Annotated in this window: 21 protein-coding genes; 15 read left to right on the top strand and 6 right to left on the bottom strand. The window is 38.7% G+C overall.

The window, feature by feature from the left end; all coding sequences use genetic code 11:
* Positions 1-398 precede the first annotated feature (398 nt).
* The 7 genes from FI644_RS08365 (at position 399) to FI644_RS08335 (ending at position 8,214) form a co-directional block, all read left to right on the top strand.
* Positions 399-2,141, top strand: a complete 1,743-nt coding sequence (locus FI644_RS08365; protein WP_056681878.1) for an ABC transporter ATP-binding protein — start codon at positions 399-401, stop codon at positions 2,139-2,141.
* The gene (locus tag FI644_RS08360) at positions 2,138-3,874 is read left to right on the top strand and encodes an ABC transporter ATP-binding protein (RefSeq protein WP_056681881.1); all 1,737 of its coding nucleotides are present in this window, start codon (positions 2,138-2,140) and stop codon (positions 3,872-3,874) included. The genes FI644_RS08365 and FI644_RS08360 overlap by 4 nt, the downstream gene beginning before the upstream one ends.
* Positions 3,875-4,053: 179 nt before the next feature.
* The gene (locus FI644_RS08355; RefSeq protein ID WP_142108223.1) at positions 4,054-4,809 is read left to right on the top strand and encodes an SDR family NAD(P)-dependent oxidoreductase; all 756 of its coding nucleotides are present in this window, start codon (positions 4,054-4,056) and stop codon (positions 4,807-4,809) included.
* Between the two features lie 27 nt (positions 4,810-4,836).
* The gene (locus FI644_RS08350; RefSeq protein WP_056681887.1) at positions 4,837-5,283 is read left to right on the top strand and encodes a MarR family winged helix-turn-helix transcriptional regulator; all 447 of its coding nucleotides are present in this window, start codon (positions 4,837-4,839) and stop codon (positions 5,281-5,283) included.
* A 17-nt stretch (positions 5,284-5,300) separates the two neighbouring features.
* The gene (locus FI644_RS08345) at positions 5,301-6,035 is read left to right on the top strand and encodes a glucose 1-dehydrogenase (protein ID WP_056681890.1); all 735 of its coding nucleotides are present in this window, start codon (positions 5,301-5,303) and stop codon (positions 6,033-6,035) included.
* Between the two features lie 146 nt (positions 6,036-6,181).
* Complete coding sequence (locus FI644_RS08340; RefSeq protein ID WP_053478034.1) at positions 6,182-7,363, top strand: MFS transporter; 1,182 nt, start codon at positions 6,182-6,184, stop codon at positions 7,361-7,363.
* A gap of 17 nt (positions 7,364-7,380) precedes the next feature.
* Entirely contained in the window at positions 7,381-8,214 is an 834-nt protein-coding gene (locus tag FI644_RS08335; protein ID WP_053478035.1) for a MerR family transcriptional regulator, read from the top strand.
* A 79-nt stretch (positions 8,215-8,293) separates the two neighbouring features.
* Here the strand turns inward: FI644_RS08335 and FI644_RS08330 are convergent, their stop codons facing one another.
* From FI644_RS08330 to FI644_RS08310, 5 genes are all read right to left on the bottom strand, one after another.
* Positions 8,294-9,220 (bottom strand): ketopantoate reductase family protein, encoded by a 927-nt coding sequence (locus FI644_RS08330; protein WP_056681895.1) that lies wholly within the window; start codon positions 9,218-9,220, stop codon positions 8,294-8,296.
* Between the two features lie 213 nt (positions 9,221-9,433).
* Complete coding sequence (locus tag FI644_RS08325; protein WP_053478037.1) at positions 9,434-10,885, bottom strand: carbon starvation CstA family protein; 1,452 nt, start codon at positions 10,883-10,885, stop codon at positions 9,434-9,436.
* A gap of 158 nt (positions 10,886-11,043) precedes the next feature.
* The gene (locus FI644_RS08320; RefSeq protein WP_053478038.1) at positions 11,044-11,775 is read right to left on the bottom strand and encodes a LytR/AlgR family response regulator transcription factor; all 732 of its coding nucleotides are present in this window, start codon (positions 11,773-11,775) and stop codon (positions 11,044-11,046) included.
* A complete protein-coding gene (locus FI644_RS08315; protein ID WP_142108222.1) occupies positions 11,744-13,513 on the bottom strand; it encodes a sensor histidine kinase in 1,770 nt (589 codons plus the stop codon). Before FI644_RS08315 ends, FI644_RS08320 begins: the two co-directional genes overlap by 32 nt.
* A gap of 129 nt (positions 13,514-13,642) precedes the next feature.
* Entirely contained in the window at positions 13,643-14,482 is an 840-nt protein-coding gene (locus tag FI644_RS08310) for a TetR/AcrR family transcriptional regulator (protein WP_056681902.1), read from the bottom strand.
* Between the two features lie 98 nt (positions 14,483-14,580).
* Here FI644_RS08310 and FI644_RS08305 point away from each other — a divergent pair, with 98 nt between their 5' ends.
* Positions 14,581-17,664: an efflux RND transporter permease subunit gene (locus tag FI644_RS08305; RefSeq protein WP_056681905.1), complete on the top strand. Its 3,084-nt coding sequence runs from the start codon at positions 14,581-14,583 to the stop codon at positions 17,662-17,664.
* A 196-nt stretch (positions 17,665-17,860) separates the two neighbouring features.
* Positions 17,861-18,280, top strand: a complete 420-nt coding sequence (locus FI644_RS08300; RefSeq protein WP_053478042.1) for a VOC family protein — start codon at positions 17,861-17,863, stop codon at positions 18,278-18,280.
* A gap of 529 nt (positions 18,281-18,809) precedes the next feature.
* Here the strand turns inward: FI644_RS08300 and FI644_RS08295 are convergent.
* Entirely contained in the window at positions 18,810-19,652 is an 843-nt protein-coding gene (locus FI644_RS08295) for a nuclease-related domain-containing protein (protein ID WP_246067041.1), read from the bottom strand.
* 157 nt (positions 19,653-19,809) lie between these two features.
* Here FI644_RS08295 and FI644_RS08290 point away from each other — a divergent pair, with 157 nt between their 5' ends.
* From FI644_RS08290 to FI644_RS08265, 6 genes are all read left to right on the top strand, one after another.
* Positions 19,810-20,277, top strand: a complete 468-nt coding sequence (locus FI644_RS08290; protein WP_053478045.1) for a DinB family protein — start codon at positions 19,810-19,812, stop codon at positions 20,275-20,277.
* 187 nt (positions 20,278-20,464) lie between these two features.
* Positions 20,465-22,090 carry a glycoside hydrolase family 13 protein gene (locus FI644_RS08285; protein ID WP_231690161.1) on the top strand — a complete coding sequence of 542 codons (1,626 nt, stop codon included), beginning with the start codon at positions 20,465-20,467 and terminating at the stop codon, positions 22,088-22,090.
* A gap of 1 nt (position 22,091) precedes the next feature.
* Positions 22,092-22,979, top strand: coding sequence for an ROK family protein (locus FI644_RS08280; protein WP_142108221.1), 888 nt, complete (start codon positions 22,092-22,094; stop codon positions 22,977-22,979).
* A gap of 248 nt (positions 22,980-23,227) precedes the next feature.
* On the top strand, positions 23,228-24,529 hold the full coding sequence (locus tag FI644_RS08275) for an ABC transporter substrate-binding protein (protein ID WP_053478047.1): 1,302 nt from the start codon (positions 23,228-23,230) through the stop codon (positions 24,527-24,529).
* Between the two features lie 97 nt (positions 24,530-24,626).
* On the top strand, positions 24,627-25,487 hold the full coding sequence (locus tag FI644_RS08270) for a carbohydrate ABC transporter permease (protein WP_053478048.1): 861 nt from the start codon (positions 24,627-24,629) through the stop codon (positions 25,485-25,487).
* A complete protein-coding gene (locus FI644_RS08265) occupies positions 25,487-26,302 on the top strand; it encodes a carbohydrate ABC transporter permease (protein ID WP_053478049.1) in 816 nt (271 codons plus the stop codon). The genes FI644_RS08270 and FI644_RS08265 overlap by 1 nt, the downstream gene beginning before the upstream one ends.
* The last annotated feature ends 21 nt before the right edge of the window (positions 26,303-26,323 follow it).

Raw genomic sequence — 26,323 nt, 5'->3', positions numbered from 1 at the left:
TGATACAAATTTCGTGTTATCTGACTGTTGACAATTATTAGATAAAAATGGTAATCTTCAAGAACACTAAATAATTTTTACAAAGGAGGAATGGACAATGCGAGATCTTAGAACACGCTTCATAGTTATTAATTTCATACATTGTCCTTGCCTCTTTTCTGTATAAGTGCGAATTCCATTATACGATAAAAAGGTATAGGTACACTCCTATGCCTTTTCTAGAGATGCATGCTCTTTCTAGGGTATGCATCTTTTTGTTGATGGAATTTTTTAGTGGAATAATGAAAAGGAGTCGAGGACGATGTGGAACAGAGTAAGATGTTTGATTTTTAATAGTGAGTTGCTGGATAGCGGGTAGCGGTTGTACAACAGCTCAAGAAGGGAAGAGGGTATGATACATGTTTGATGTTTTAGGGAAGCTAGGCTGGTTTTTTAGACAGTATTGGAAGCAGTATACTATTGCGATTATCTTATTATTGATTGCCACTCTGTTAGAAGTGGTTCCGCCATACTTACTTGGATCCATTATCGACATAATAACAGCTGGAGAAATGACAAAAGCGGTATTAGGTCAATATATATTAATTTTCGCTGCAATTATTGTCTTTGGCTATTTTTTGAATTTCTTTTGGCAATATCGATTATTTGAAGGTGCGCTTAATCTTGAAAAATTAATGCGCCGTAAATTAATGCGGCAATTTTTGAAAATGACGCCGACTTTTTATGAGAAAAATCGGACCGGTGACTTAATGGCACGTGCGACCAATGATTTGAATGCCGTCTCTTTAACAGCGGGATTCGGAATCATGACATTAATGGATTCTACGTTATTTTTAGGTTCGATTATATTTGCGATGGGCTTTATGATTTCATGGAAATTAACGTTTTTTGCGATGCTGCCTGTACCGATCATGGCTGTGCTAATTCAGTATTTAGGGAAGCTTGTACATGAACGATATATGAAGGCGCAGGATGCATTTGGTGAACTGAATGATAGTGTCCTAGAGTCTGTTGCTGGCGTGCGCGTGATTCGTGCATATGTCCAAGAGAATAAAGATGAAAAGAACTTTGCAGATATGAGTGAGGAAGTATACAGGAAGAATATGCATACAGCGAAAATTAATGCGTTATTTGGTCCGATAACCAAAATCGGAACAGGCATTAGCTTTGTTGTAGCGCTTGGTTATGGTGCATTTCTCGTGTCAAATGGGGAAATGACTGTCGGCCAGCTTGTAACTTTTAATGTCTATTTAGGGCTAGCTGTATGGCCGATTTTTGCCATTGGAGAGTTAATTAATGTTATGCAGCAGGGGAATGCTTCACTAGACCGTGTGCAGGAAACACTTAATTATAAAGCAGATGTACAAAACACGAATGACCCTGTTGCAATAAAGTCACCGAGTACGATTGGGTTTGATGACTTGATGTTTCAATACCCGACGAGCCAGGTGAAGAACTTACAGCAAATCTCCTTATCATTGAAAAAGGGTGAAACACTTGGGATTGTAGGAAAAACGGGTGCAGGAAAAACAACCTTTCTAAGACAGCTGCTGCGTGAGTATCCAATTGATGAAGGGAAATTAAATATTGGCGGTATCGATATAGCATCCCAAACAAAGGAGCAGATTCTTGATTGGATTGGTTATGTTCCGCAAGATCATGTGCTGTTCTCACGTACGATACGAGAAAATATTTTATTTGGAAAAGATGATGCAACGGAAACTGATTTGAAGAAAGCCATTCATCTTGCCTATTTTGAAAAGGATTTGGAAAATTTACCGATGGGGCTTGAAACACTTGTCGGTGAAAAGGGTGTCTCCTTATCGGGGGGACAGAAGCAGCGGGTGTCGATTGCTCGTGCACTCATCAAAGATCCTGAAATATTAATCCTAGATGATTCGCTATCAGCAGTTGATGCAAAGACGGAAACGAGGATTATCCAAAACATACAGAATGAACGAAGTGGGAAGACGACAATTATTACCACCCACCGTTTATCTGGTGTGCAGCATGCAGACAAAATTATCGTACTCGATGAGGGACAGATTATAGAACAAGGAACGCATGAAGAGCTGCTCAGACAAAATGGCTGGTATAAGGAACAATTTGACCGTCAACAGCTAGAAGGAGGCGTGTCATGAGTACGAGTAAACGATTAACGAAGTATGCTATGTACTATAAGGGACCCATTTTTCTTGGGTTATTTTTCTTAACGGTTGCTGTTTTTACCGAGCTTGCAGGTCCTTTTATTGCTAAATATATTATTGATGAACATATGACTATTGGGAAAATTGAAATGGAGCCAATTGCCTGGCTGCTTTGTTTATATTTAATCTTAGCTATTGCAACAGCGGTTTTGCGTTATTTTATGTATATTTATTTACAAATCGGTGCTAATCGGGTAGTACAAAAGCTTCGCAAGGATGTATTTGGGCATATTCAAACATTACCTATTCAATATTTTGACCATCTGCCAGCTGGAAAAATTGTTGCACGTATCACAAACGATACAGAAGCAGTAAGGAATTTATATGTGCAGGTGCTTTCTAACTTTGCAACAAGCTTCATTTCTATTGCAGGTGTATATATCGCACTGTTTATTTTAAATTGGAAAATGGCAATGATCGCCTTGGTCATGATTCCGATTGTATATCTATGGATGATTTTGTATCGAAAATTTGCATCGCAATATAATGAAGTGATTCGTACAAAAATTGCCGATATTAATGCAATGATTAATGAATCCATTCAAGGGATGACAATCATTCAAGCCTTTCGCCGTGAAAAGCAAATGACGAATGAATTCGATGAGATGAATGAGGAACATTATGCTTATGGGAGAAAACTATTGTTCTTGGATTCGGCCACCTCATTTAACCTTGTAAATACATTACGACTTATTATGTTTACAATATTTATCATCTATTTCGGGACGCAATCGTTAACGGCCGTTGAGTTGGTGTCTGCTGGAACGCTTTACGCATTCGTTGATTATTTAACAAAATTATTTAATCCGATTACGAATGTGGTTAATCAGTTCTCACAGCTTGAACGCTCACTCGTTGCTGGAAAGCGTGTATTTGAAGTATTAGATATAACTGGAGAAAAGGTTTCACAAGAAACAATGCCAAGATATGCAGGAAATGTTGTGTTTGAAGATGTTTCATTTGCCTATAAAGACGAAGAATATGTTTTAAAGCATTTATCTTTTGAAGCGAAGCGCGGGGAAACAGTCGCACTTGTTGGTCATACAGGGTCTGGAAAAAGTTCGATTATGAACCTGCTATTTCGCTTCTATGATCCATCGAAAGGAAAAATTTATATTGATGGTGCAGATGTAACGGCTATGCCAAGACAAACGATACGCCAGCATATGGGGATTGTTTTACAGGATCCATATCTATTTACAGGTACGATTGCCTCGAATGTAAGTTTGAATGATCCGAGAATTACACGGGAAAAGGTCGAAGAGGCATTGAAAGCAGTAGGAGCGGAACGAGTGCTTGGCCATCTTGAAAAAGGCATTGACGAACCTGTTATTGAAAAAGGCAGCACGCTATCATCCGGTCAGCGTCAGCTTATTTCATTTGCACGCGCGCTTGCCTTCGACCCGGCAATATTAATATTGGATGAAGCTACATCCAATATCGACACAGAAACAGAGGAAATTATTCAGCATGCAATGGATGTGTTAAAGAAAGGCCGTACAACATTTATCATTGCACACCGCCTCTCAACCATCAAAAATGCCGACCGCATTCTTGTATTAGACCGCGGCATTATTAAAGAACAAGGCACCCATGACGAGCTGCTCGCCCAAGGCGGCATCTATAATCAGATGTACCAGATGCAAGCAAAATCACTTCAGGTTTAGGAGAAGGGACAGTATTCTGTCCCTTCTTTTTGTATTGAGACAAGTGGACCTGTCCGCATCTGTCCCGTCTGAGCAGATGGCACAAAGTACCTATATTCTTTTGAGGGATAATACTTTTAATTAAAATAGTTTAGTGCTAAACTATATTTGTAGATGATTTTTAAAAGGGGATGCTTTGGATGGGCAAATTACAAGATAAGGTCATTATTATTACTGGCGGTGCAGGCGGCATCGGCAGTGGGATGGCGAAAGCAATGGTAAAAGAAGGGGCAATCGTAACAATTGTAGACTTAAATGAAGAGGCCGGAAAAGCAATGGAAAAGGAATTACACGCTATTTCTCCAAAATCAATGTTTCTTCAAGCGAACTTAATGGATCGCGAAAATCTTGGTCAAATTATTAAAAGAGTTGTTGAAAAATATGGTAAATTAGATGTGTTAGTAAATAATGCACATGCTTCAAAACAAGTAACGATTGAAGAAACCACGCAAGCTGATTTAGATTTATCATTTGGTACAGGGTTTTATCCAACATTCTATTTAATGCAAGCGGCACTTCCTTACTTAAAGGAAACAAAAGGAAATGTGATTAACTTTGCATCTGGTGCTGGAATTGCTGGACACGAAACTCAAGGTGCTTATGCTGCTGCGAAAGAAGCTATTCGTGGAATTTCACGTGTAGCAGCAAATGAATGGGGACGATTTGGTATTAATGTAAATATCATTAGCCCGCTTGCCTACTCACCAGGTGTACAAGCATGGTCAGAAGCACAGCCTGAATATTATGAAGCAGTTAGAAGCAAAATTCCAATGGGACGTTTCGGCGATGTAGAAAATGATATTGGGCGAGTTGCGGTATTCTTAGCCTCAGAGGATTCACAATACATTACTGGCCAAACAATTATGGTTGATGGCGGCTCATTAATGCTTCATTAAAATTCTCGGCTTTTTAGGAGGAATTTTTTGAATCAAACAAATATTTTCAAACTTATTCAAGCGATTGAACAAATGAATAACGACAACATCATGAGATTTACGAAGGCATTTCCTTATCCGATTGGTATTTCACCCATTTTAGTGCTGTATGAATTGCGGACAAAGGGACCTCAGAAGCAGGTAGAATTAGCGGAAACGGTTGGCTATACAAAAGGAGCCATGACAAATATTGCGACAAAGCTTGTTAACCTAGGTCTTGCTGAAAGAATGTATAACGAAAATGACCGTCGTACCATTCAATTAAAGATGACTGCTGCTGGGGAGCAAGCATTGACTGAAGCGCAGAAAATTGGCAAAGATGTTTTTACACAGCTCTTTGAAGTGTTGAGTGAAGAAGAAATTAATCAATATTTAAAGATTCAAGAGAAGCTAGTAAAGAGTATTCATGATAGAAAAAAATCAAATGTAAAATAAAATATTGGAGGATGAACATGAGCAGATTAAATGGCAAAGTTGCGATTATTACAGGTGGAGCACGTGGAATGGGAGCTTCTCATGTACGCTTATTTATAAAAGAAGGCGCAAAAGTAATGATCGCTGATATTCTTGAACAAGAAGGACAAGCATTAGCAAATGAACTAGGAGAAAATGCGAAATTCATTAAGTTGGATGTTACTAAAGGAGCAAATTGGGAAGAGGTTGTTTCAGAAACTGAAAAAGTTTTTGGTCCTGTTAATGTATTAGTCAATAATGCAGGCATTAGTATGAATAAATCAATTGAAGAAACATCAGAAGAGGATTACAGAAGAATTCTTGATATTAATCAGGTTTCTGTATTTCTTGGCATGAAGTCAGTTATCCCTTCAATGAAAAAAGGCAATGGCGGTTCGATAGTAAATATTTCATCCATTAACGGCCTTGTTGGTGGCGCGATCGGATATACAGATACAAAATTTGCAGTAAGAGGAATGACAAAAGCAGCTGCGCTCGGATTATCACAATACGGTATTCGTGTAAATTCCGTTCACCCGGGAGTGATTGAAACGCCAATGATCGTACAAGAAGATTCAAAAGAGGCAATTAAGGAATTTGCGAAATATATTCCAACAGGAAGAGTGGCTAAGCCTGAAGAGGTTTCTAATCTTGTTTTATTCCTGTCCTCAGATGAATCTAGCTACAGCACAGGTTCTGAGTTTGTAGTTGACGGTGGATTAACTGCACAATAAGAAACATTAAAATGGGGATCCTATTAAATGGGAGCTCCATTTTTTTATGTTTTGCAAGGCGTAGACACAAAATAATTGACTCTATAGTTACTATAGGGTTTATATTGTAACTTATACGTTTTGCATAGAAAGTGAGAAGGAAAGAGATGAAAAATCAAAATACAACATTAGCTATTTTATTGATGAATTTATTTATTGCTTTTTTAGGAATTGGACTTGTCATTCCAGTTATGCCGACAATTATGAATGAGCTGCATTTATCAGGTTCTGTGGTTGGGTATATGGTTGCAGCGTTTGCTGTTACACAATTACTAGTATCCCCGCTTGCAGGTCGCTGGGCCGACATGTTTGGGCGTAAAAAAATGATTATTCTTGGTCTATTATTCTTTAGTGCTTCGGAATTGTTATTTGGATTAGGGAAAACGGTAGAAGTGCTCTTTATTTCTCGGATGCTTGGCGGGGTAAGTGCAGCGTTTATTATGCCTGCGGTAACCGCATTTATTGCTGATATTACAACAGTCGAAACGCGCCCGAAAGCATTAGGCTATATGTCAGCCGCCATTTCAACGGGTTTTATCATTGGGCCGGGAGTGGGGGGCTTTTTAGCTGAAATCGGCTCGCGTATTCCGTTTTTTTCAGCAGCAGTACTTGCGTTAGTTGCCGCTATATTATCAATCATTACGCTTCGTGAACCAGAAAGAAATCATGAAGAGGAAATGGAGGAGCAGAAGTCGGGGATTAAACGAATTTTGTCACCGATGTATTTTATTGCCTTTATGATCATTTTAATCTCGGCATTTGGCCTAGCCTCATTTGAATCGTTATTTTCCCTATTTGTTGATCATAAATTTGGCTTTACACCAAAGGATATTGCGATTGCGATTACAGGAGGAGCGATTATTGGAGCAATTGCACAAGTTGCTTTATTTGACCGGTTAACCTTGTACTTTGGTGAAATCCGTTTGATTCGCTACTGTCTTATTTTTTCAGCAATCCTTGTATTGGTTATGACTGTAGCTAGCTCCTATTTAAGCATTTTATTGGTTACCTTTTTTATTTTTGTTGGCTTTGACCTTATGCGGCCAGCTGTTACTTCATATTTGTCAAAAGTTGCAGGGAACGAGCAAGGATTCGTTGGCGGGATGAACTCTATGTTTACAAGTATCGGAAATGTGTTTGGCCCTATTGTCGGTGGAATCCTATTTGATGTAGATTTAAATTATCCGTTTTATTTTTCTGCAGTCTTTTTGGTGATTGGTGTTGTTCTTTCAGTTGTTTGGAAACAGCCGGTACAAATGAAGAAGGGAAGACCTCAAGAAATAGGATAGAAAAAGGAAATGATGGGATGGAAGAAACTTTATATACAATTGGAGAGGTAGCAAAACTGGCAAATGTCTCGATTCAGACACTTCGATATTACGACCAAATTGGTTTATTTAAGCCTGCTTACGTCGATCCGGAAACAAATTATCGATATTATAAAGATTTACAGCTATACCACTTAGATTTAATTAAGTCGCTTAAATATATTGGGACATCGTTAGAGGATATTAAGAAGGTTCAGCAGTTAAAAAGGGAAGAGTTATTGCAGTTTATGAATGAACAGGAGGAGATTATTGAGGCTCAGCTTGCTCGTTTAAGAGAGATTCAACAAAATGTTGTGCATGCAAAAAAACGTATTCAAAAACAGTTAAACTATCCTGCTTTTGGTGAAGTGGTTATTCGGCAAGAGGAAGAAATGCGCATCATACAAGCAGCTGCCAAAAATTTAACCCCCTTAGACCTTTTAAACGCATCGTATAGTGAATTGAAACGAATTGTTGAGGCGGAAGAAGGGGTGATTAATAATAGCTATGGGGCTATTATATCTCATCAGCCATATTCACATATTGACGAAATTACCTATACGAAAATTTTTACGCCAATCTTAACAGATAAACGAATCTCCACGATTTCTACTGAGATAGAGGTATCGAAAATACCAGCTGCCCGCTACGCTTGTATTTACTATATTTTCTCACCAGAAGTATACTTTCCAAACTTAAAAAAACTAATGGATTATGTAACCGATCATAATTTCCGAGCAGTGGGAGATATTTATGAATTATTTACTTCCAGTAATTATTCTCCAAACGAACATGAATATATCGTTGAAATGAAAATCCGTATTGCTGATTAATTGGGATGAGGGGACAGGTACCTCATCCTAATTCTGTTTAAAATGCTTAATTAATTACTTGATTTAATGCTTATCCTGCCTATTTTAAGGAGAAGAGACCAGCTCCATATACTGCTAAATTTGCATATATTGCCAAGAGTACAGGGGATTCAATTCCCTTTTCTTTTGCATGCTGAAGAAGGTATCCGAAGAAGTGGTCGGCTTCAGTTGGCTGTTGTTTCTCCATGTCTCTTTGCAGAGAAGATTTCATTCCATAGCTAAGTCCCATTATTCTCTTTAGCTGTATTTCTTTAATGTGGACATCAATGGGGGCATCGATTTCCCTCATAATCGCCGCTGTTTCATTTAGGAGCTTTTCAATCGTTTTCAGGCCATGCTCCCGCTCAAGAATCGGTCCAATTGGCGAGCGGAATAAGGAAGTAATACCGGCAACAGTTGTGATAAATAAATATTTATGCCACATCTCCTGTTCGATATTTTCAGAAAGAGTAAAGGTCGCTTTAGCTCCGGAAAAAGAATCCCGAAGTTTAAGAATCCGTTTTGTCTTTTCTCCTGATCGTTCACCAAAAACTAACTCATGAACAGGGCTTGTTTGAAGGATTTTTCCACTGTTATCAAGTGTGGATTCGATAAAACATAAGCCTCCAAGGACGCGCTCTTCTCCAAATTCACTGACTAATTTATCAAGATGTGCATAGCCATTCAGAAGGGGCAGGATCATTGTGTTTTCATTTACATAGGAATGAAAGCTCTCCATTGAACCTTTAAGCTGATAAGCTTTTGTAGAAACAAGAATAACATCAAACGGGTCTGTGTTATCTCCGCTCAAAATAGTTTTTGGCTTCAGTTTCAAATCGCCATAAATACTTTCAATCAATAGCCCATTCTGGTCAAGCTGTTGCTTTCTTTTTTCTCTAACTAGAAAGGTTACGTCCTCTCCTTTTTCTATCAGACGGCCGCCGAAATATCCTCCAATGGCTCCTGCTCCAACGACTAAAATTCTCATTCTGAATGCCTCCTATTTCAATTTAAAAGTGCACGTGGAAACGTGCACTTTTAGTATTTGACTATACTAAAATAACTGTTAATGAGACTTCCGTAATGACAATGACTATAATTGTGATTTTGATAAAAAAAGGAAGAGAATCATTTCCTTTGAAATTCACATTCTCTTCTTGTTCATTTACCGTCTTTCGATAATTAGGGTTGCAGCAGCCCATTAGGCTGCCTTTTTCCAGTTAGAAACATCATCTTCGAGCGGAAGGGCAAGTGCTCGGTTCTTTTTAGCAGTATGGAAGAATAAGGCGACTAGGATGACAGTGCCAATGGCAGAACCAATCCATGAAGTAGTCATCGGCAGACGGAAACCGATTTGAGCATTTAATATATAGGCTAAAACCATGACTAGCATAAAGGTTCCAGGTATGAGGGAAACCCAGTAATTTTTCTTAGCGATATATAGGTACATAGCTCCAACGAATAAAGCAATAACGGCTGTCGATTGGTTGGCCCAGCTGAAATATCTCCATAGAATATTAAAGTCTATCTGCGTTAAGGCTAGTGAAATAACAAATAAGGGAACAGCAATCCATAAACGGCTTGAAAATTTCCTTTGTGCAAAATTGAGATAATCAGCGATAATCATACGTGCACTTCGGAAAGCGGTATCTCCAGAAGTAATTGGCAAGACAACAACGCCAAGAACGGCAAGTGTTCCACCAATACCTCCAAGCATCATCTTAGATACTTCACTCACGATCAGGCCTGGTCCGCCAGCTGCCAATAGGTCATTCAGTCCGTTATAGCCATCGAATAGGCTCATAGCTGCTGCTGCCCAAATCATAGCAATAATCCCTTCGGCAATCATCATGCCATAGAAAATTTTACGGCCTTGGTTTTCATTTTGTGTAGTTCGGGAGATAATGGGTGTTTGTGTAGCGTGGAAGCCTGAAAGGGCGCCACAAGTGATTGTAAAGAATAGTAACGGAAAAATAGGTGCATTGGCAGGATGGAAGTTACTTAAAGAAATTTCCGGAATATTAGCGCCTGTAACGAGTAATCCGATAAATACACCAACAGCGCTAATTAATAATAATGCGCCGAAATATGGATAAAGGCGACCGATAATTTTATCAATTGGCAAAAGTGTAGCTAAAATGTAGTAAATGAAAATGGCTCCGACAATAAGAAATAAGGCTACTTTGCCATCCATTAGAACGTAAAGAAGATCTGCAGGAGTGGTAACAAAAACAGTTCCAACTAATAATAGAAGCAGAAGGGCAAATGCGTTAACAACATGCTTCATCGCTTTCCCTAGAAATTTGGTCGCAAGTTCAGGCAGATGCGCACCACGGTTACGAATGGAAATCATTCCAGTTAAATAATCATGAACAGCCCCAGCAAAAATACAGCCGACGACAATCCAGATAAAAGCTACCGGTCCATAAAGTGCGCCCATGATTGGACCGAAGATAGGCCCAGTACCAGCGATATTAAGCAGCTGGATCAATGAATTCTTCTTTGTACTCATTGGAATGTAGTCGACGCCATCAGCTTGGGTAAGGGCTGGTGTTGGGCGTGCTGCTTTCACGCCAAACATTTTTTCAACATATTTTCCATAAGTAAAATAACCAATAATTAAGAGTGCGATACAGCCCAGAAATGTAAACATAAAAAACCTCCTTAGGAAAATTTGAATACGTTTACATAAAGTATAAAAGAGCTAGTTTCATATGTGGCCATTTTGGGTCTAAAATGCAAAAATGACAGATTAAAAGGCAGTTAAAGCAGATTAAGATGCAAGTAGTAGTCTGTATTATCTGACAACTTCTATATTTCCAAACGAGCTCTTAATGCCTTCACATAGTTTCGGCTGACGGATAGCATTTCCTTCCGATTCTCCATTTCTAGTTGATAGGCTCCGTTAAACCATGGGGTAAGCCGAGTAACGTATTCTAGATTTACAAGATAGCTTTTGTGAATCCGGAAAAAGGAGAATGGGTTTAGACGGCTTTCTAGCTCTTTAAGTGATATTTTTGTTTCATAGCTGCCAGATTTAGCAATGATTCTAGACACCTTATCATCCCTATACATATAGATAATATCTTTTGGTTCAATATAAATGATTTCTCCATCTTCTTCGATGGCAAGTTTTCCAGCAGTTTTAACTGTTTCATGTTTGGCTTTAGAGAGTAATTGTTTTTCAATTCGTTGGACTGTTTGCCTGACCATTTCTTCGTCATACGGCTTAAGTAAGTAATCGGTTGCCTCATAACGAAATGCTTCCGCAGCAAACTGCGGATAAGCAGTTGCGAAAATGATTAAAGGAACTTTTTTTAATGCCATTAGCGATTTAGCCACCTCCATCCCATTCATTTTGGGCATCTCAACATCGAGAAACACGACATGAGGCTGAAGGTGGACTGCCTTCATAATAGCAGCTTCCCCAGATTCAGCTTCATCAACTACCTGTATCGAAGAAAAAGCCTTTAGTAAATGTTTTAGTTCATCCCTGCTGTACCGTTCATCATCAGCTATTAACACTTTGATTGTATTCTTCATTTATAACTTCCTCCGCTCGTGGAATGGCAAAGCCTATTGTAGAGCCCTTACCAAACTCACTTTTAATGGAAAGAGCCGAATTAGTTCCAAACATCATTGTCAGTCTTCGATTCACATTATAAAGTGCGAGTCCTGAGCCTGATTCAGACTGAATCGTTTCTTTACCAATTCTTTTTACTTTTTCTTCGTTTATTCCCTGCCCGTTATCGATTACCTTTACGTATGTCATTGCCTGTTGTTTTTTAATAGAAACCTTAATGATGCAATCGTGATCCCTGTCCTTAATTCCGTGCTTAATCGCATTTTCTACTATTGGCTGTAACGTCAATGGAGGGATTTTTTCTAGAAGAGCCTCTTCATCAATTTCATAAAAGACTCTCAGTTTATCAACAAAGCGTGTTTCTTCTATAGATAAGTATGCCTTCGTGTGCTTAAGCTCTTGTTCTAGAGTAGTCAGGCTGACGGTTGTTGTTGTTAAATTTTGCCTTAAAAAGTGGGAAAGGGAAACGAGAAGCTTTCGAGCTTTATCAGGATCAATTCGAATTAAGGAAACAATGATATTTAAGGAATTAAATAAAAAGTGAGGACTGATCTGTGCTTGCAATGCTTTAATCTCGGCTTCCTTCGCCAGCTGATAGGCCTTGTCTGCCTCTGAAATTTCAAGCTGGTTACTAAGAAGTTCACTAAGACCGGAAATCAGCTCAATAGCTAGGCTACTTACTTCTTTATTATTGCTGAAATAAAATTTAAGTGTACCGATGGTTTCGCCGCGCTGTTTTAATGGGGCAATGACAGCTGCACCAAGCGGACAACTTGCTACCCGGCAATGGATCGTTTGATCGTTGGCTACAATCAGCTTGCCGTTTTGAATGACGTCTCTTGTTATCTGAGTCTGAATCGGGCTATTTGGTTTGTGATGATCATCGCCCACACCTACATGTGCGAGAATATCAGTCAAATTGGTCAGAGCAACAGCTTTTGTTTGGATTTCGTTGTGCAGGATTGTACAGACAGCAAGAGCAGTGTCGGTATTAAGCCCTTTGCGCAAATAGACAAGCGTTTGATCAGCAATCCGCAGTGCTAATTGCGCCTGCGAAGCCCCTGCCTTTTCTTCTTCGTTCATCACATTTTTAATGATAAGCAGAAAAAGTGCAGATCCTAACCCATTGGCGATGATCATAGGGAGTCCGATAATTTCAACTAAGGTAAGAGCTTTATCAAATGGTCGGGCAATGAGTAGTATAATAAGCATCTGTATACTTTCTGCCAAGGCTCCTATAAAAAAGGCAGTGGATAGCTTGACATACTTATTTTTCCAATGGAAAAATCCTGCGAGGATGCCTGAAATAATCGTGGCTGATCCACAAGCAATGCCAGTAAATCCACCTAAAGTAAAGCGATGAATTCCCGCGATTAATCCAGCTCCAATCCCAACTTTGTAGCCGCCAAACAGTCCAGAGAGGACAACACCAATGACTCTTGAATTAGCAAGTGCCTCATCCGCCGAAAGTTCGATTGCCCACCGGTTAAAAACATGTGTATCGGTATTTAAGGAAAGTCCTGAATAGGTGCCAATGATGCCGAAAAAGCCAAAAAATAGTATAGCTGTATATTGCTGGTGCCGATTTAACTTCTCCCCGTAGATCATATCTCGGAAAAACTGAAACCGCGTTAAGATAAATGCAATAGTCACGATAATTCCAAGCCGTTCAAGCATCGTTAGCAGCAGTTCAAACATGCGAATTCTCCTTTTGGAAGATACCGTTTTATAATACCTCCTATTTTACTAGAATATTGAATGTTTAGAAATATCTAAAATATAAACAAAATAAGAAAGGCAGAATGCAAGGTAAGCATTCTGCCTTTCTTATTTTTCAAGCTCATAATATCTAAAGAGTAAATAAGACACCCATTTACAATGAGGATGATTTCGAATATTCTCAAGCAGGCCTTTTACAATAGCAGGACTTAAAGTTGGTTCCAACAGGTGCTGCTTTAATAGAATTAAAGATTCTTTTTCAATTGGCTCCTCTATTTCTTTTAATATTTGTTCAATCATTTCAATGATCTGCTCCATTGTTATCTCTTCTTTTATTGGGTGCTTTAGCATTTGGAAATCTTCAGGTGTAATAAATGGAACGGTTGTATGACTTGCCAGAAGGTTTGTTTTTTCTACAAGTGATTGGCAGAGCAAGTCTCTATTCAATGGGGCATTATTAAATAAAAACAATCCGGAATAACTGTTCATTAGCCCTTTGATGCAATAAATTAAATCATATTTTGTATGCTTTACCTTTTCACCGTATAAACGCTCAATCAATGATAAGATAATGCCTTCCATTAATCGGTCGTAATAATGAATTTTCACAATAAGTTCTTCATTGAATGATTTTGTCTGTTCTTTAATGAAGATTTTGGCGAAGTCGGAATGCTTATGAAAAGAATCGAATGTTGAGTAGTAAAAGGTATATAAAAGCTCTTCATCATTCTTTGTATTGTTGACCGTGTAGTCAATATCGGCGATAATCTCCATCATAAAATGGTCAATTAAATCGATGATCAGTTCGTCCTTTGACTTGAATGATAGGTAAAAAGCCCCTTTTGAAATGCCGCAATAATCTGTTATTTGTTGAATGGGAGTAGCTTCAATTCCTTGCTGAGCAAAGAGTTCCAGTGCTTTCTCCATAATTAATTGTTTTTTAATCATCTATATAATCGCTCCTAGGCCTATTTGTTGACAAATGACTTATTAGTCATTATTATAAAAAAATGAGCTTGATAAGTCAATTAAGGGTAGGTGTAAAAGTGAAAGGGTTAGTCAATTTTGTCCTGAAGAATAAACTAGCAGTATGGTTGCTTACAATAATTATTACTGTATCTGGTATTTATTCAGGTACACAAATGAAAACGGAGACGATTCCAGATATTTCGATTCCATACTTAATGGTAATGGGTGTTTACCCTGGAGCAACTCCTGAACAAGTGATGAATGAAGTATCCATGCCTTTGGAGAAAGCGGTAGAAAACCTTGAAGATGTGAAAGCTGTTTATTCTAATTCATATTCGAACATGGCAAATATTCAGGTCGAATATGATTACGGAATCGATATGGATGAAGCGAAACGTGCATTAGAATCTGCGATCGATGCAGTGACTTTACCAGAGGATGCACAGAAGCCGACCATTACAGCCATAAGCATGAACATGATGCCAGTTGTTGCATTGAGCGTGAGCAGTAAGAAAGAGGATATTGTTGAACTGACTTCAACAGTAGAGGAAATTTTACTTCCTAAAATCGAGAAAATCGATGGAGTTGCCTCTGCAACAATTACTGGTCAGCATATCGAAGAGGTTCAGCTTACTTATAATGAAGCAAAAATGGCTGAACTTGGTTTAACAGAAGATAAAGTAAAAGAAATGATTCAAGCAAGTGACTTGGCTGTTTCATTAGGGCTTTACGAATTTGAAGAAGGTGAACAGGCTGTAGCAATTGATGGAAAGTTCATGACAGCGGATGAATTAAAGGAAATGCTTATTCCTGTGACACCATCTGCCACACAGCCATCTCCATTTGTGAAGCTTAGCGATATTGCTACTATTGAAGTAGTAGGTAAAGTACAATCTGTTTCACGTACGAATGGTGAAAATGCGATTGCGATTCAAATTGTTAAAGGGCAGCAAGCAAACACAGTTGATGTTGTAAACAGTGTAAAGGATTTAATTAAAGATGAAGAGAAAAAGATCGATGGTCTTGTAGTTGATGTATCGCTTGACCAAGGGAAACCGATTGAAGATTCCGTTTCAACGATGGTTGAAAAAGCATTATTTGGCGGGTTAATTGCTGTATTGATTATCCTTCTATTCTTGCGTGACTTTAAATCTACTATTATTTCGATTATATCCATTCCAGTCTCCATTTTTATGGCTTTATTGCTATTAAATTGGCTGGATATTACGCTAAACATTATGACACTTGGTGCGATTACTGTGGCGATCGGCCGTGTAATTGATGACTCCATCGTAGTAGTAGAAAATATTTATCGTCGTCTCCATTTAAAGGGAGAGAAGTTAACAGGTCGTGCGCTTGTACGTGAAGCGACGATTGAAATGTTCAAACCAATTCTATCATCCACATTAGTAACAGTTGCGGTATTCGCTCCGCTTATCTTCGTTGGCGGGATGGTCGGCGAACTGTTTATGCCATTCGCATTAACAATGACGTTTGCGCTTGGTGCTTCATTAATTGTGGCTATTACAGTTGTACCTGCGTTATCTCACTTCTTATTTAAGAAGAAGCTATATAGTGAAAAGACGGAAGGCAGTCATAAAGAGGCCGGTAAATTAGCTAAATGGTACAAAGGAGTTCTAAATTGGACATTGAACCATAAAGTAATAACGTCCATTATTTCCATTGTATTATTAGCAGGCAGCTTGGCATTAACACCATTAATTGGCTTTAGCTTTATGGGCAGTGAAGAGGAAAAAGTGATGTACTTAACGTACACACCAGAAACAGGAGAATTAAAGGAAGACACATTAGCCAATGTGGCAGTTGTTGAGGAAGAGATGTTAAAGCGTGATGACATTGATATCGTTCAAGTTTCTGTAACTGAGAGTGGTGATGAGATGTCGGCAATGATGGGTGGAGGAGCAGGCGGTGCATTAATGTATCTTATCTTTGACCCTGAAATGGAAGACTTCCCAGAAGTTCGCGAAGATATTGAAGATTATGTGTTCAATATTGGCCAAACTGGTGAATGGAAGAGCCAGAACTTCTCGTCTATGTCGATGTCAACAAATGAAGTGAGCTATACCTTCTATAGTGAAGATTTAGATAAACTAAATAATGCTGTAAAAATGGTAGAAGATGTCATGAAGGAAACGGAAGGCTTAGAAGATGTTTCCTCAAGTGCAGAAGATGCTTATGTTGAGTATACATTTAAAGTAGAACAAGATGAGTTACTGCAGTATGGGTTAACAACTGGTCAAATTGTCATGATGTTAAACCCAAATAAAACGCAAGATGTATTAACAACGGTTGAAAAAGACGGAGATACATTAGAAGTCATCGTTCAGCAAGAACAAACAAAACAGCCAAAATCAGTCGATGATATTTTAGCAACAGAAGTACCAACAGCACTTGGCACGACGATGCCGCTTTCTAAACTAGTAACAGTTGAGAAGGGGACAACGTTAAATACCCTTGCGCGCAGTAAAGGGGAATACTATGCAAGTGTTTCTGGAACAATCATTGGTGATGATATTTCCAAAGCAACATCTAAAGTAGATAAAGCGATAGATAAATTAGATTTACCTAAAGGTGTAACTGTTGGCGTTGCCGGTGTGCAAGCCGACATGACTGAAACATTTACACAGCTTGGTGTAGCGATGATTGCGGCAGTCGCAATTGTATACTTCATCCTTGTTGTTACATTCGGTGAAGGTGTGGCACCATTCTCGATTCTATTCTCGTTGCCGTTTGCGGTTATTGGTTCATTTGTTGGTTTATTAATCGCGGGTGAAACGATCTCTGTATCTGTCATGATGGGTCTGCTAATGTTAATAGGTATTGTTGTAACAAATGCGATCGTACTTGTAGACCGTATTATTCACATGGAACGTGATGGAATGACCATGCGTGAAGCCATACTCGAAGCGGGTGCAACACGTCTGCGTCCAATCCTAATGACAGCAATCGCAACAATCGGTGCTTTAATCCCATTAGCACTCGGAACAGGCGGAGGCGGTCTCATTTCAAAAGGTCTTGGAATTACAGTAATCGGCGGATTAACAAGTTCAACGCTATTAACATTAATCGTTGTACCAATCGTCTATGAAGTGTTATCTAAGATATTTAAGAAAAACCGTAAAGACATTCAGGAAAACTAGTCGGGATTAGGGGCGAATCCATCCTCCCATCGAACAAAAAACCTGCAAGGCGAAAATAGCCTTGCAGGTTTTTTTAATAACAGCGGGTTAATATATCATAAATATTCGGAATTTTGTGTAATGATATTTTACAGGCTTATCCTCTTTGAGTTATATTATGAATGAAAGAATAGAATTCTAAAATGGGGTGAGTCAAATGGGATTGCAAGCAAGGCAGCTATATCTAAATTTGCCGGTGAAAGATCTAAATAAATCTGTTGAATTTTTTACACAAATAGGATTTGAATTTAATGCTCAATTTACCGATGAAAATGCAACATGCATGGTAATCAACGAGAATACATTTGTGATGCTATTGGTAGAAGACTTTTTCAAGACTTTTACGAAGAAGGGTATTTCCGATACTGCAAAAAGTACAGAAGTAATCGTAGCAATATCCGCTGATAGCAGAGAACAAGTAGATGAGATTGTAAACAAGGCATTAGCAGCTGGCGGAAAGCATTCGAATGAACCAACGGACCATGGATTTATGTATGGGTGGAGCTTTCAGGATCTTGATGGCCATCTCTGGGAGGTTTCCTATATGGATGAAAGTGCGTTTGGTCAAGAGGGTTAAAATAATGATCCTGAATAGGAATCCATGTTGAACAAATACGTTCAACATGGATTTTTTTAATTTTTTTTGGCTTATTTGTTCCCGAAAACTAGTAGAAAGGCAGAAAAGCGAACTCAACAAGCGTTATTGGTTCCCGAAAACTAGTAGAAAGGCAGAAAACGAACTCAACAAGCGTTATTGGTTCCCGAAAACTAGCAGAAAGGCAGAAAAGCGAACTCAACAAGCGTTATTGGTTCCTGAAAACTAGTAGAAAGGCAGAAAAGCAACTCAATAAGCGTTATTGGTTCCCGAAAACTAGTAGAAAAGCAGAAAGACGGACCCAACAAGCCTTATTGATTCCCGAAAACTACCAGAAAGATAGAAAAGCGAACCCAACAAGCCTTATTGATTCCCGAAAACTAGCAGAAAGATAGAAAAGTGTACCCAATGTGAGCTATGTTCAAAAATGATCTTCAGTAATCTATTTATTCATAATAAGACCACTGACCATATCCGATTGTTTTATAATGCTCCTTTAATATTCTCCATATTATTTTTTTGACTTTATCAACTGACACCAATCATAAACAGTATTGGTCGTAACCTTTGTATCTGGAAAAAGCAGCTTGAATTCCTTCACGCTTCGAACGACAGCCGTCTGTATATTTTCCTTATGCCCGCATTGATCACAGACTACTTTTCTTTCACTAACAATGAGAAGGAATGATTGGCAAGCCGCACAAGTTATCCCTTTCCGCAGCTGACCATAATGATATGTGGGTAGCCGGGTGTAAGGTGATTCCGGGATATGAGCTTTTATTAATAGGTCGGCTAGTTTGCGGTGCAAGCTATTGAGGTTTGATGGTTTCATATTTAAGTTTTTTATAAAGTAATTTAATTGTGGAGGGAAGATCATTTTCTCATCTTGGGGTGCTTTGTATAAGAAGAATTCGGGGTTAACAAAGGTAAGGTAACCTTTTATAGAAAGGTTGAATCCGTGCTTTTGAAAAAATTGGCGAAGCAGTGTCTCAATGCGATTCAATTGATGCAGTGGATTCGTAATTTCTTTTCCAGTAGAACAAATATAGAAATTCTTATCTTGGTAATAGTAATTGCCTTCATAATTTTTTACTTCGAAGGGGATAACCGTATCTTGCGTAATAAGTAAAGAATCAATTTGAAAGGTTGTATTGTTGCATTCAAGCAGCAAGTCATTCAATATCAAACAATTATGATCGAGACTACCTATCAATGAGTCAAACTTCACCTCTCCTTCATATCCTTTCTTCAAGTTCAAGTAATACAGTTGTTCATTCGCTTTTAGATTCATTCTGGCATCTAATGATCTGAGAATTAGTAATTCAGCCGATTTACTTCTAGCTTTAATAAACATATTCCACTTCCTTTCCATCCTGTTATGTTCATTCTATAAAAAATAGAACGAGAAACTTATGGAAAATTCATGAACTTTGTCAGCATCTTTCATTTAAGTATTAGATGAGTTTCGTATAGAATAAAATTGTATTAACAAAAATAAGGAGGCTGTTAAAATGAGTGAGTTATTATTTAAAAATATGGAATTAACACGGGGGTTCTTTTTGAAAAGTATTGCTGGCTTAAATGAAGAGATTGTAGATGTTCAGCCTGAAGGTTTTAACAATACAATCAAATGGCATATTGGTCATGTGTTAACTTCAGCAGAGCAATTTATGTTTGGATATCCTAAAAAAACAACAAGCATCCCTGCGAATTATATGGAGCTATTTGCAACTGGTACAAAACCTTCAGATTGGCAGGGTGAAGTTCCTTCTGTTTCTGAACTGACAGCACAGTTAAAAGATCAATTAATGCGCATGAAAGAGATCCCAGCTGAACGTTTTAGTGAAAAATTGCCCACACCATTTTTGGGTCAGGAAACGTTCGGTGAGATTAGTAACTTTTCGTTGTTTCACGAATCCATTCATTTAGGACAAATCCAGGCAATGAAACGTGTAATAGAAGCAGCTAAAACGAAATAAATTAGAAGAGGAGAGCAGAGTGAAAATGGCCGCTCTCCTTTCCTAATAATGCAAACGCTTGCATAAATGTTATGGAAATATTAAAATAATTCCATCGAAATATTGTAGGTGGTGGAGGGATTTGACCAAGTCAATAGATCCGTGGTGGAAACGCAGTGTAGTGTATCAAATTTATCCGCGAAGCTTTATGGATTCAAATGGAGATGGAATTGGTGACTTGCAGGGGATTATTTCAAAATTAGATTATTTGCAAAAGCTAGGGATAGATGTCATTTGGCTGAGTCCCATCTATGATTCACCGAATGATGACAATGGCTATGATATTCGGAATTACCAGGCGATCATGAAAGAATTTGGTACAATGGCTGATTTTGAACAATTGATTAAAGAAGCAAAACACCGAAACATTCGAATTGTGATGGATTTAGTTGTGAATCACACATCTGATGAACATGCTTGGTTCGTTGAATCGCGTTCATCCATAAATTCAGCCTATCGGGATTATTACATATGGCGTACAGGGAATGAACACAATCCTCCGAACAATTGGGGTTCTGTTTTTTCTGGGTCTGCTTGGGAAAAGGATGAAAATACGAATGCGTATTATTTGCATTTATTCTCTAAAAAACAGCCTGATTTGAACTGGGAGCATGAGCCCCTTCGAAATGAAATTTATGACACCATGACCTTTTGGCTGGATAAAGGAATTGGCGGATTTCGCATGGACGTGATCAACTTTATTTCGAAAGACCTGCAATTTCCTAATGGAGCAATTCCTCCTAATCAAAAGTATGGAGATGGAAGCCCGTTTTATATGAATGGACCAAGGATTCACACGTATTTACGAGAAATGAATGAAAGGGTATTACGCCATTATGATGTGTTAACAGTAGGGGAAATGCCAGGAGCAACGACTGAGGATGCGCAAATCTATACAAATCCGGAGAATCAGGAAGTGAATATGGTATTCACGTTTGAACATATGAATCTCGACAGCGGTCCTTTTGAAAAATGGGATGTTCGGCCGTTAGTGTTAAAAGAATTAAAGCGAAACTTTGAGAAATGGCAGAATAAGCTGCATCGTGTTGGGTGGAATAGTCTGTATTGGAATAATCATGATCAGCCGCGAATTGTCTCAAGGTTTGGGGATGACCAGATGTATCGGGAGGAATCAGCGAAAATGCTGGCCATTTGTCTGCATATGCTTCAAGGGACTCCATATATTTATCAAGGAGAAGAGCTAGGCATGACTAATGTGCAGTTTGATGCGATTGATGATTATCGGGATATTGAAACGCTCAATATGTATAAAGAGAAACGGGAACTGGGAATCCCTCATGAAAAAATCATGGCAAGTATTTATGCGAAAGGACGGGATAATGCACGTACTCCTATGCAATGGACGGCAGATGGGGGATTTACAGATGGGGTTCCATGGATCCGGATGAATCCGAATACATATGGAATAAATGCAGAGGAAGCCATTGCCGATCGATCCTCTATTTTTTATACGTATCAAAAACTGATTCGTTTGAGAAAAGAGCTTGACATCATAACTTATGGAAATTTTCAATTGTTATTGCCAGACCATCCATATTTATTTGTATATAAAAGGCAAACAAAGGAGGAAGAATGGCTCGTTGTAGCCAATTTTTCTAAACAGATGGAGCAGATAACCTGTGAGGAATGTAATGTTCCACATTGGAAAGGGAATCTTATCATAGCAAACTATGATACTCTTAAAATAGAAAAAGAAATAATAAACCTTCGCCCTTATGAGGCGTTTGTGCTTGCTTATGAAAGGAGGCAGTAAGGTGGGGAAAATAGCCGGTATTGATATTGGAGGAACAAAAATCCGTTTTGGTATTGTAAGTGAGTTAGGCGAAGTATTGGCAGATTGGACGATTCCTACAAAGATTCCTCTATATCCGTATTTAGAAGAACAGATTCTTAGAATAAAAAAGGAATTTCCTGATCTTACAGGAATAGGTATTGGTACAAGAGGAATGGTCGACGCTGAGACAGGTATCATCACTTTTGAAAAAGAGCTAGAAGGATGGCAAGGGACTGCGGTTAAATCCCAGTTGGAAACGGCAACGGGTCTGAGGGTTGAAGTCAATAATGATGCGAACTGTGCAGCTCTTGCGGAAGTTCAATTAGGAGCAGCAAAGGGTTTCCGAAGGGTTGCTTGTTTGACGGTTGGAACAGGACTCGGAGGCGGATTCGTTTTCGATGGGCGCATAATGAATGGGTCCAACGGAGGTGCCGGAGAAGTTGGCCATATGATCTTATATCCAAATGGTTTGCTTTGCGGTTGTGGCAGAAAAGGCTGCAGTGAACAATATGTATCTGGCACGGCATTGAGAAGGCTAATTCGCGAGGAGAATGTAATCGATCCCGAAACAGGTGATCTTGCGATACCGCAAAATCTTTTCCGGTTAGCAGTGGATGGAGTAGCAAGTGCAATCTCGGTTCGCGAACGCTTTCTTTCTGATTTTGCTATTGTTATTTCCAGCCTTCAGGCAGTACTGGACATGGAATGTGTCGTAATCGGCGGAGGGGTATCAGATTCGGCGGATGATTGGTGGGATCTCCTGCTTGAGAGAGTAGAACCATTAAAGCTTAAACCATTCGAGATGAGGCGGGCTGTTTTTGGCAATGAAGCAGGAATGCTTGGTGCAGCAATGCTTATTATCGATTAATTTAACAAGAAGGATAGAAAAATTCATTCAAGAAATACTGTGCGAACGAGATAGCAAATTTATTTTAGTGTACAGAGAGCCCTAACGCGAAAAAACAGAATTTTAAATAAATTAGTTGTGATAGCTTAGACGATGTGATAGGATAATTTTAAATCTACAATGCGCAAACGCTTTCATTAGCTTTGCTCTTCTTTTTGCTCATTTGCGCAAACGTTTTCACAAAATAATAAATTTTGGGGGAGAGAAAAATGAAAAGGAAATGGCGAGCAGGAATATTAGCAGCTTCAATTGGTTTAGCTGGGTTTTTGACAGGCTGCAGTTCAGACGAAGCAGGCAAATCGGATAATAATTCGAAAAATGAACAAGTAGCATTAGATATTTTTCAATTTAAAGTAGAATTTAAAGACCAATTCGAGGCAGTTGCAAAAGCGTACGAAGAAGAAAATGAGAATGTGAAAATTAATATTACGACTGTAGGCGGAGGAGAAGATTATGGTGCAGCACTTCGTTCGAAGTTTGCTTCCGGCAATGAGCCAGCTATATATAATATCGGAGGACCGCAGGATGTAGAAGATTGGAAGGATAAATTAGCAGACTTATCCGATTCAGCAGCAGCCGATGCAGCACTAGATGGGACGCTTGATGGGGTCACAGTAGATGGTAAAGTGCTAGGACTTCCGTATAATCAGGAAGGCTACGGATTTATATATAACAAAAATATATTCGAAAAAGCTGGAATCGATCCTTCGACGATTGTTGACTTTGCTTCTTTAGAGGCAGCGGTTAAGGAACTGGACAGCAAAAAAGGCGAATTAGGTCTTGAAGCGGTATTTGCTCTGCCAGGGAAAGAAACATGGGTAACTGGATTGCATTTATCCAATACGTTTATTGCTCCAGAGTTCGATAGTAATGTATTAAAAGCTTTTGAGTCAAAAAATATTGAATTTCAATATGGGGATGCGTTCCAAAAGGTCCTCGATCTGCAGAATGACTTTTCAGTGCAGCCGACTGTTAGCCTTGATTATTCAAAACAAGTAGAAGAGTTATTCTCCTTACAAAAAGTGGCGATTATTCAACAAGGAAACTGGGTGTATGGGTCCATTGCAGGTATTGATGAGGAATTTGCTAGTAATGGAATTGGATTATTGCCGATTCCGGTAGAAGGGTACAAAGGGGATCATATTCCAGTAGGGATTCCAATGTATTGGGGAGTAAATAGCAATGCAGATGAAGCTGTTGTTAAAGAGGCGAAGAAATTCTTGGATTGGCTTTACACTTCAGATACAGGGAAAGAAACAGTGTTAAATGATTTCAAATTTATACCTGCGTACAACGGCTATGATTCTTCGAAAATATCAGATCCGCTTTCAAAAGCTGTTTATGAATATGCAGAAAAGGGCAAAACGATTGGCTGGACATTCATGGGATATCCAACTGGATGGGGACAGGATGAATTAGGTGTTGAGATTCAGAAATACTTAAGTGATGAAGGAAGCTGGGAAGATGTGATCAATGCTACGAAGAAGGCGTGGGAGTCTTCGCGTCAGTAATTATCCATGTAAATGAGAAACAAAGTAGCCTTCGCGCTACTTTGTTTTGTGAGATTGAGAAATGTAAAGAATCTTTTATTTACGAAGAGGTGAACAAATGCGTAAACGAGATCTATCCTATTGGCTATTTTTAATGCCGGTGCTAGCTGCGTTACTGCTAGTTGTCATCGCCCCTTTATTGCTTGGGATTTATTATTCATTCACAGATTGGAATGGCATTCAGACGAAGGGATTTATAGGTTTTGATAATTATATCGCATTGTTCCAAGACGAGCGTTTCGTGGATTCACTTTGGTTCACGGTAAAATTTTCAATCGTTTCTGTGATTCTAATTAATCTAATAGGTTTATCACTTGCATTAATCGTTACAGCAAAATTAAAAACAAATAAAGCATTGAGGACCATTTTCTTTATGCCTAATTTAATTGGCGGACTTATTCTCGGATTCATTTGGCAGTTTATTTTTACTAAGGCATTTGCAGGCTTTGGTTCTATTGTCGGAATTGAAAGCTTACAAGGCTGGCTTTCAACGCCAGGAACTGGGTTCTGGGGACTTGTTATATTGATGAGCTGGCAAATGTCCGGGTATATTATGGTGATTTATATTGCTTATTTAGAGGGTATTTCGAAAGAGTTAATTGAAGCAGCTGAAATAGATGGTGCTAATGCTCTCCAGCGTTTCCGCCATGTTGTGTTTCCGTTAGTTGCTCCAGCGTTTACGGTAAGTATGTTTTTGACCTTGTCGAATACGTTTAAGCTTTATGATCAAAACCTCTCTTTAACAGGTGGGGGCCCATATAATTCAACACAAATGGTAGCGATGGAGATTTTTAACACAGCATTCGGCCGTTATGATATGGCCTATGCACAGGCGAAAGCGGTTATCTTTTTCTTAATTGTTGCAGTTATTGCTTTACTGCAAGTCTATCTTTCTAAGAAACGTGAGGTGGAAATGTAGTGCGGAAAAAGCATTTAGTTCCCCTAGAGGCAGCTGGGATATTTTTAGCGCTTATTTGGCTGGCGCCCTTCTATTTAATGATCGTAAACTCGCTGAAAACTAAACGGGAAATTTTTGAGGATACATTGAAGCCGCCTAGTACTGTTACATTTGAAAACTATGTGCAGGCATTTTCAGAATTGGATTTTTTAAGAACCTTCACCAACTCGGTTTTGATTACCGTGCTTAGCGTGGTCATTATTGTTATTTTTTCATCGATGGCAGCATATGCCCTTTCACGTGTAAAGAGCCGTCTAAGTACAATTATCTTCTTTGTATTTGTGGCTGCAATGCTCATCCCATTCCAATCTGTCATGATTCCGCTCGTGACAATCTTTGGGAAGTTTGAAATGCTCAATCGCGGCGGATTGATATTTATGTATTTGGGGTTTGGCGCAAGTTTATCGATCTTTTTATATCATGGCGCTCTATCTTCTATTCCCAAATCATTAGATGAGGCTGCTACAATTGATGGAGCGAACAAATTTCAAGTTTTTTGGTACATTATTTTCCCAATGCTAAAGCCGATAACAGTGACTGTTGCCATTTTGAATACGATTTGGATATGGAATGATTACTTGCTTCCATCGCTTGTTATTAACCAGAAAGGGATGGAGACAATTCCGTTAAAGATGTTCTTTTTCTTTGGAGAGTACACAAAGCAGTGGCATCTAGCATTGGCTGGGTTAACATTGGCGATCATCCCAGTCATTATCCTGTATTTCTTTGCCCAAAAAGAAATAATAAAAGGTGTGTCAGAGGGAGCCGTAAAGTAAAATGTAAAAAAAGGAGGGTGT

The organism is Cytobacillus solani (genome assembly GCF_006704205.1).
In the GTDB taxonomy this organism is placed as follows: domain Bacteria; phylum Bacillota; class Bacilli; order Bacillales; family Cytobacillaceae; genus Cytobacillus; species Cytobacillus solani.
The sequence above is the reverse complement of the archived record's forward strand: the minus strand, read 5'-3'. Positions and strand labels throughout refer to the sequence as shown.

Bases quoted from the DNA above. Each gene is read 5' to 3' on its own strand.
- FI644_RS08365 (WP_056681878.1), top strand. From the start codon at position 399: ATGTTTGATGTTTTAGGGAAGCTAGGCTGGTTTTTTAGACAGTATTGG.
- FI644_RS08360 (WP_056681881.1), top strand. From the start codon at position 2,138: ATGAGTACGAGTAAACGATTAACGAAGTATGCTATGTACTATAAGGGA.
- FI644_RS08355 (WP_142108223.1), top strand. From the start codon at position 4,054: ATGGGCAAATTACAAGATAAGGTCATTATTATTACTGGCGGTGCAGGC.
- FI644_RS08345 (WP_056681890.1), top strand. From the start codon at position 5,301: ATGAGCAGATTAAATGGCAAAGTTGCGATTATTACAGGTGGAGCACGT.
- FI644_RS08340 (WP_053478034.1), top strand. From the start codon at position 6,182: ATGAAAAATCAAAATACAACATTAGCTATTTTATTGATGAATTTATTT.
- FI644_RS08335 (WP_053478035.1), top strand. From the start codon at position 7,381: ATGGAAGAAACTTTATATACAATTGGAGAGGTAGCAAAACTGGCAAAT.
- FI644_RS08330 (WP_056681895.1), bottom strand. From the start codon at position 9,220: ATGAGAATTTTAGTCGTTGGAGCAGGAGCCATTGGAGGATATTTCGGC.
- FI644_RS08325 (WP_053478037.1), bottom strand. From the start codon at position 10,885: ATGTTTACATTTCTGGGCTGTATCGCACTCTTAATTATTGGTTATTTT.
- FI644_RS08320 (WP_053478038.1), bottom strand. From the start codon at position 11,775: ATGAAGAATACAATCAAAGTGTTAATAGCTGATGATGAACGGTACAGC.
- FI644_RS08315 (WP_142108222.1), bottom strand. From the start codon at position 13,513: ATGTTTGAACTGCTGCTAACGATGCTTGAACGGCTTGGAATTATCGTG.
- FI644_RS08310 (WP_056681902.1), bottom strand. From the start codon at position 14,482: ATGATTAAAAAACAATTAATTATGGAGAAAGCACTGGAACTCTTTGCT.
- FI644_RS08300 (WP_053478042.1), top strand. From the start codon at position 17,861: ATGGGATTGCAAGCAAGGCAGCTATATCTAAATTTGCCGGTGAAAGAT.
- FI644_RS08295 (WP_246067041.1), bottom strand. From the start codon at position 19,652: ATGTTTATTAAAGCTAGAAGTAAATCGGCTGAATTACTAATTCTCAGA.
- FI644_RS08290 (WP_053478045.1), top strand. From the start codon at position 19,810: ATGAGTGAGTTATTATTTAAAAATATGGAATTAACACGGGGGTTCTTT.
- FI644_RS08285 (WP_231690161.1), top strand. From the start codon at position 20,465: ATGGATTCAAATGGAGATGGAATTGGTGACTTGCAGGGGATTATTTCA.
- FI644_RS08275 (WP_053478047.1), top strand. From the start codon at position 23,228: ATGAAAAGGAAATGGCGAGCAGGAATATTAGCAGCTTCAATTGGTTTA.
- FI644_RS08270 (WP_053478048.1), top strand. From the start codon at position 24,627: ATGCGTAAACGAGATCTATCCTATTGGCTATTTTTAATGCCGGTGCTA.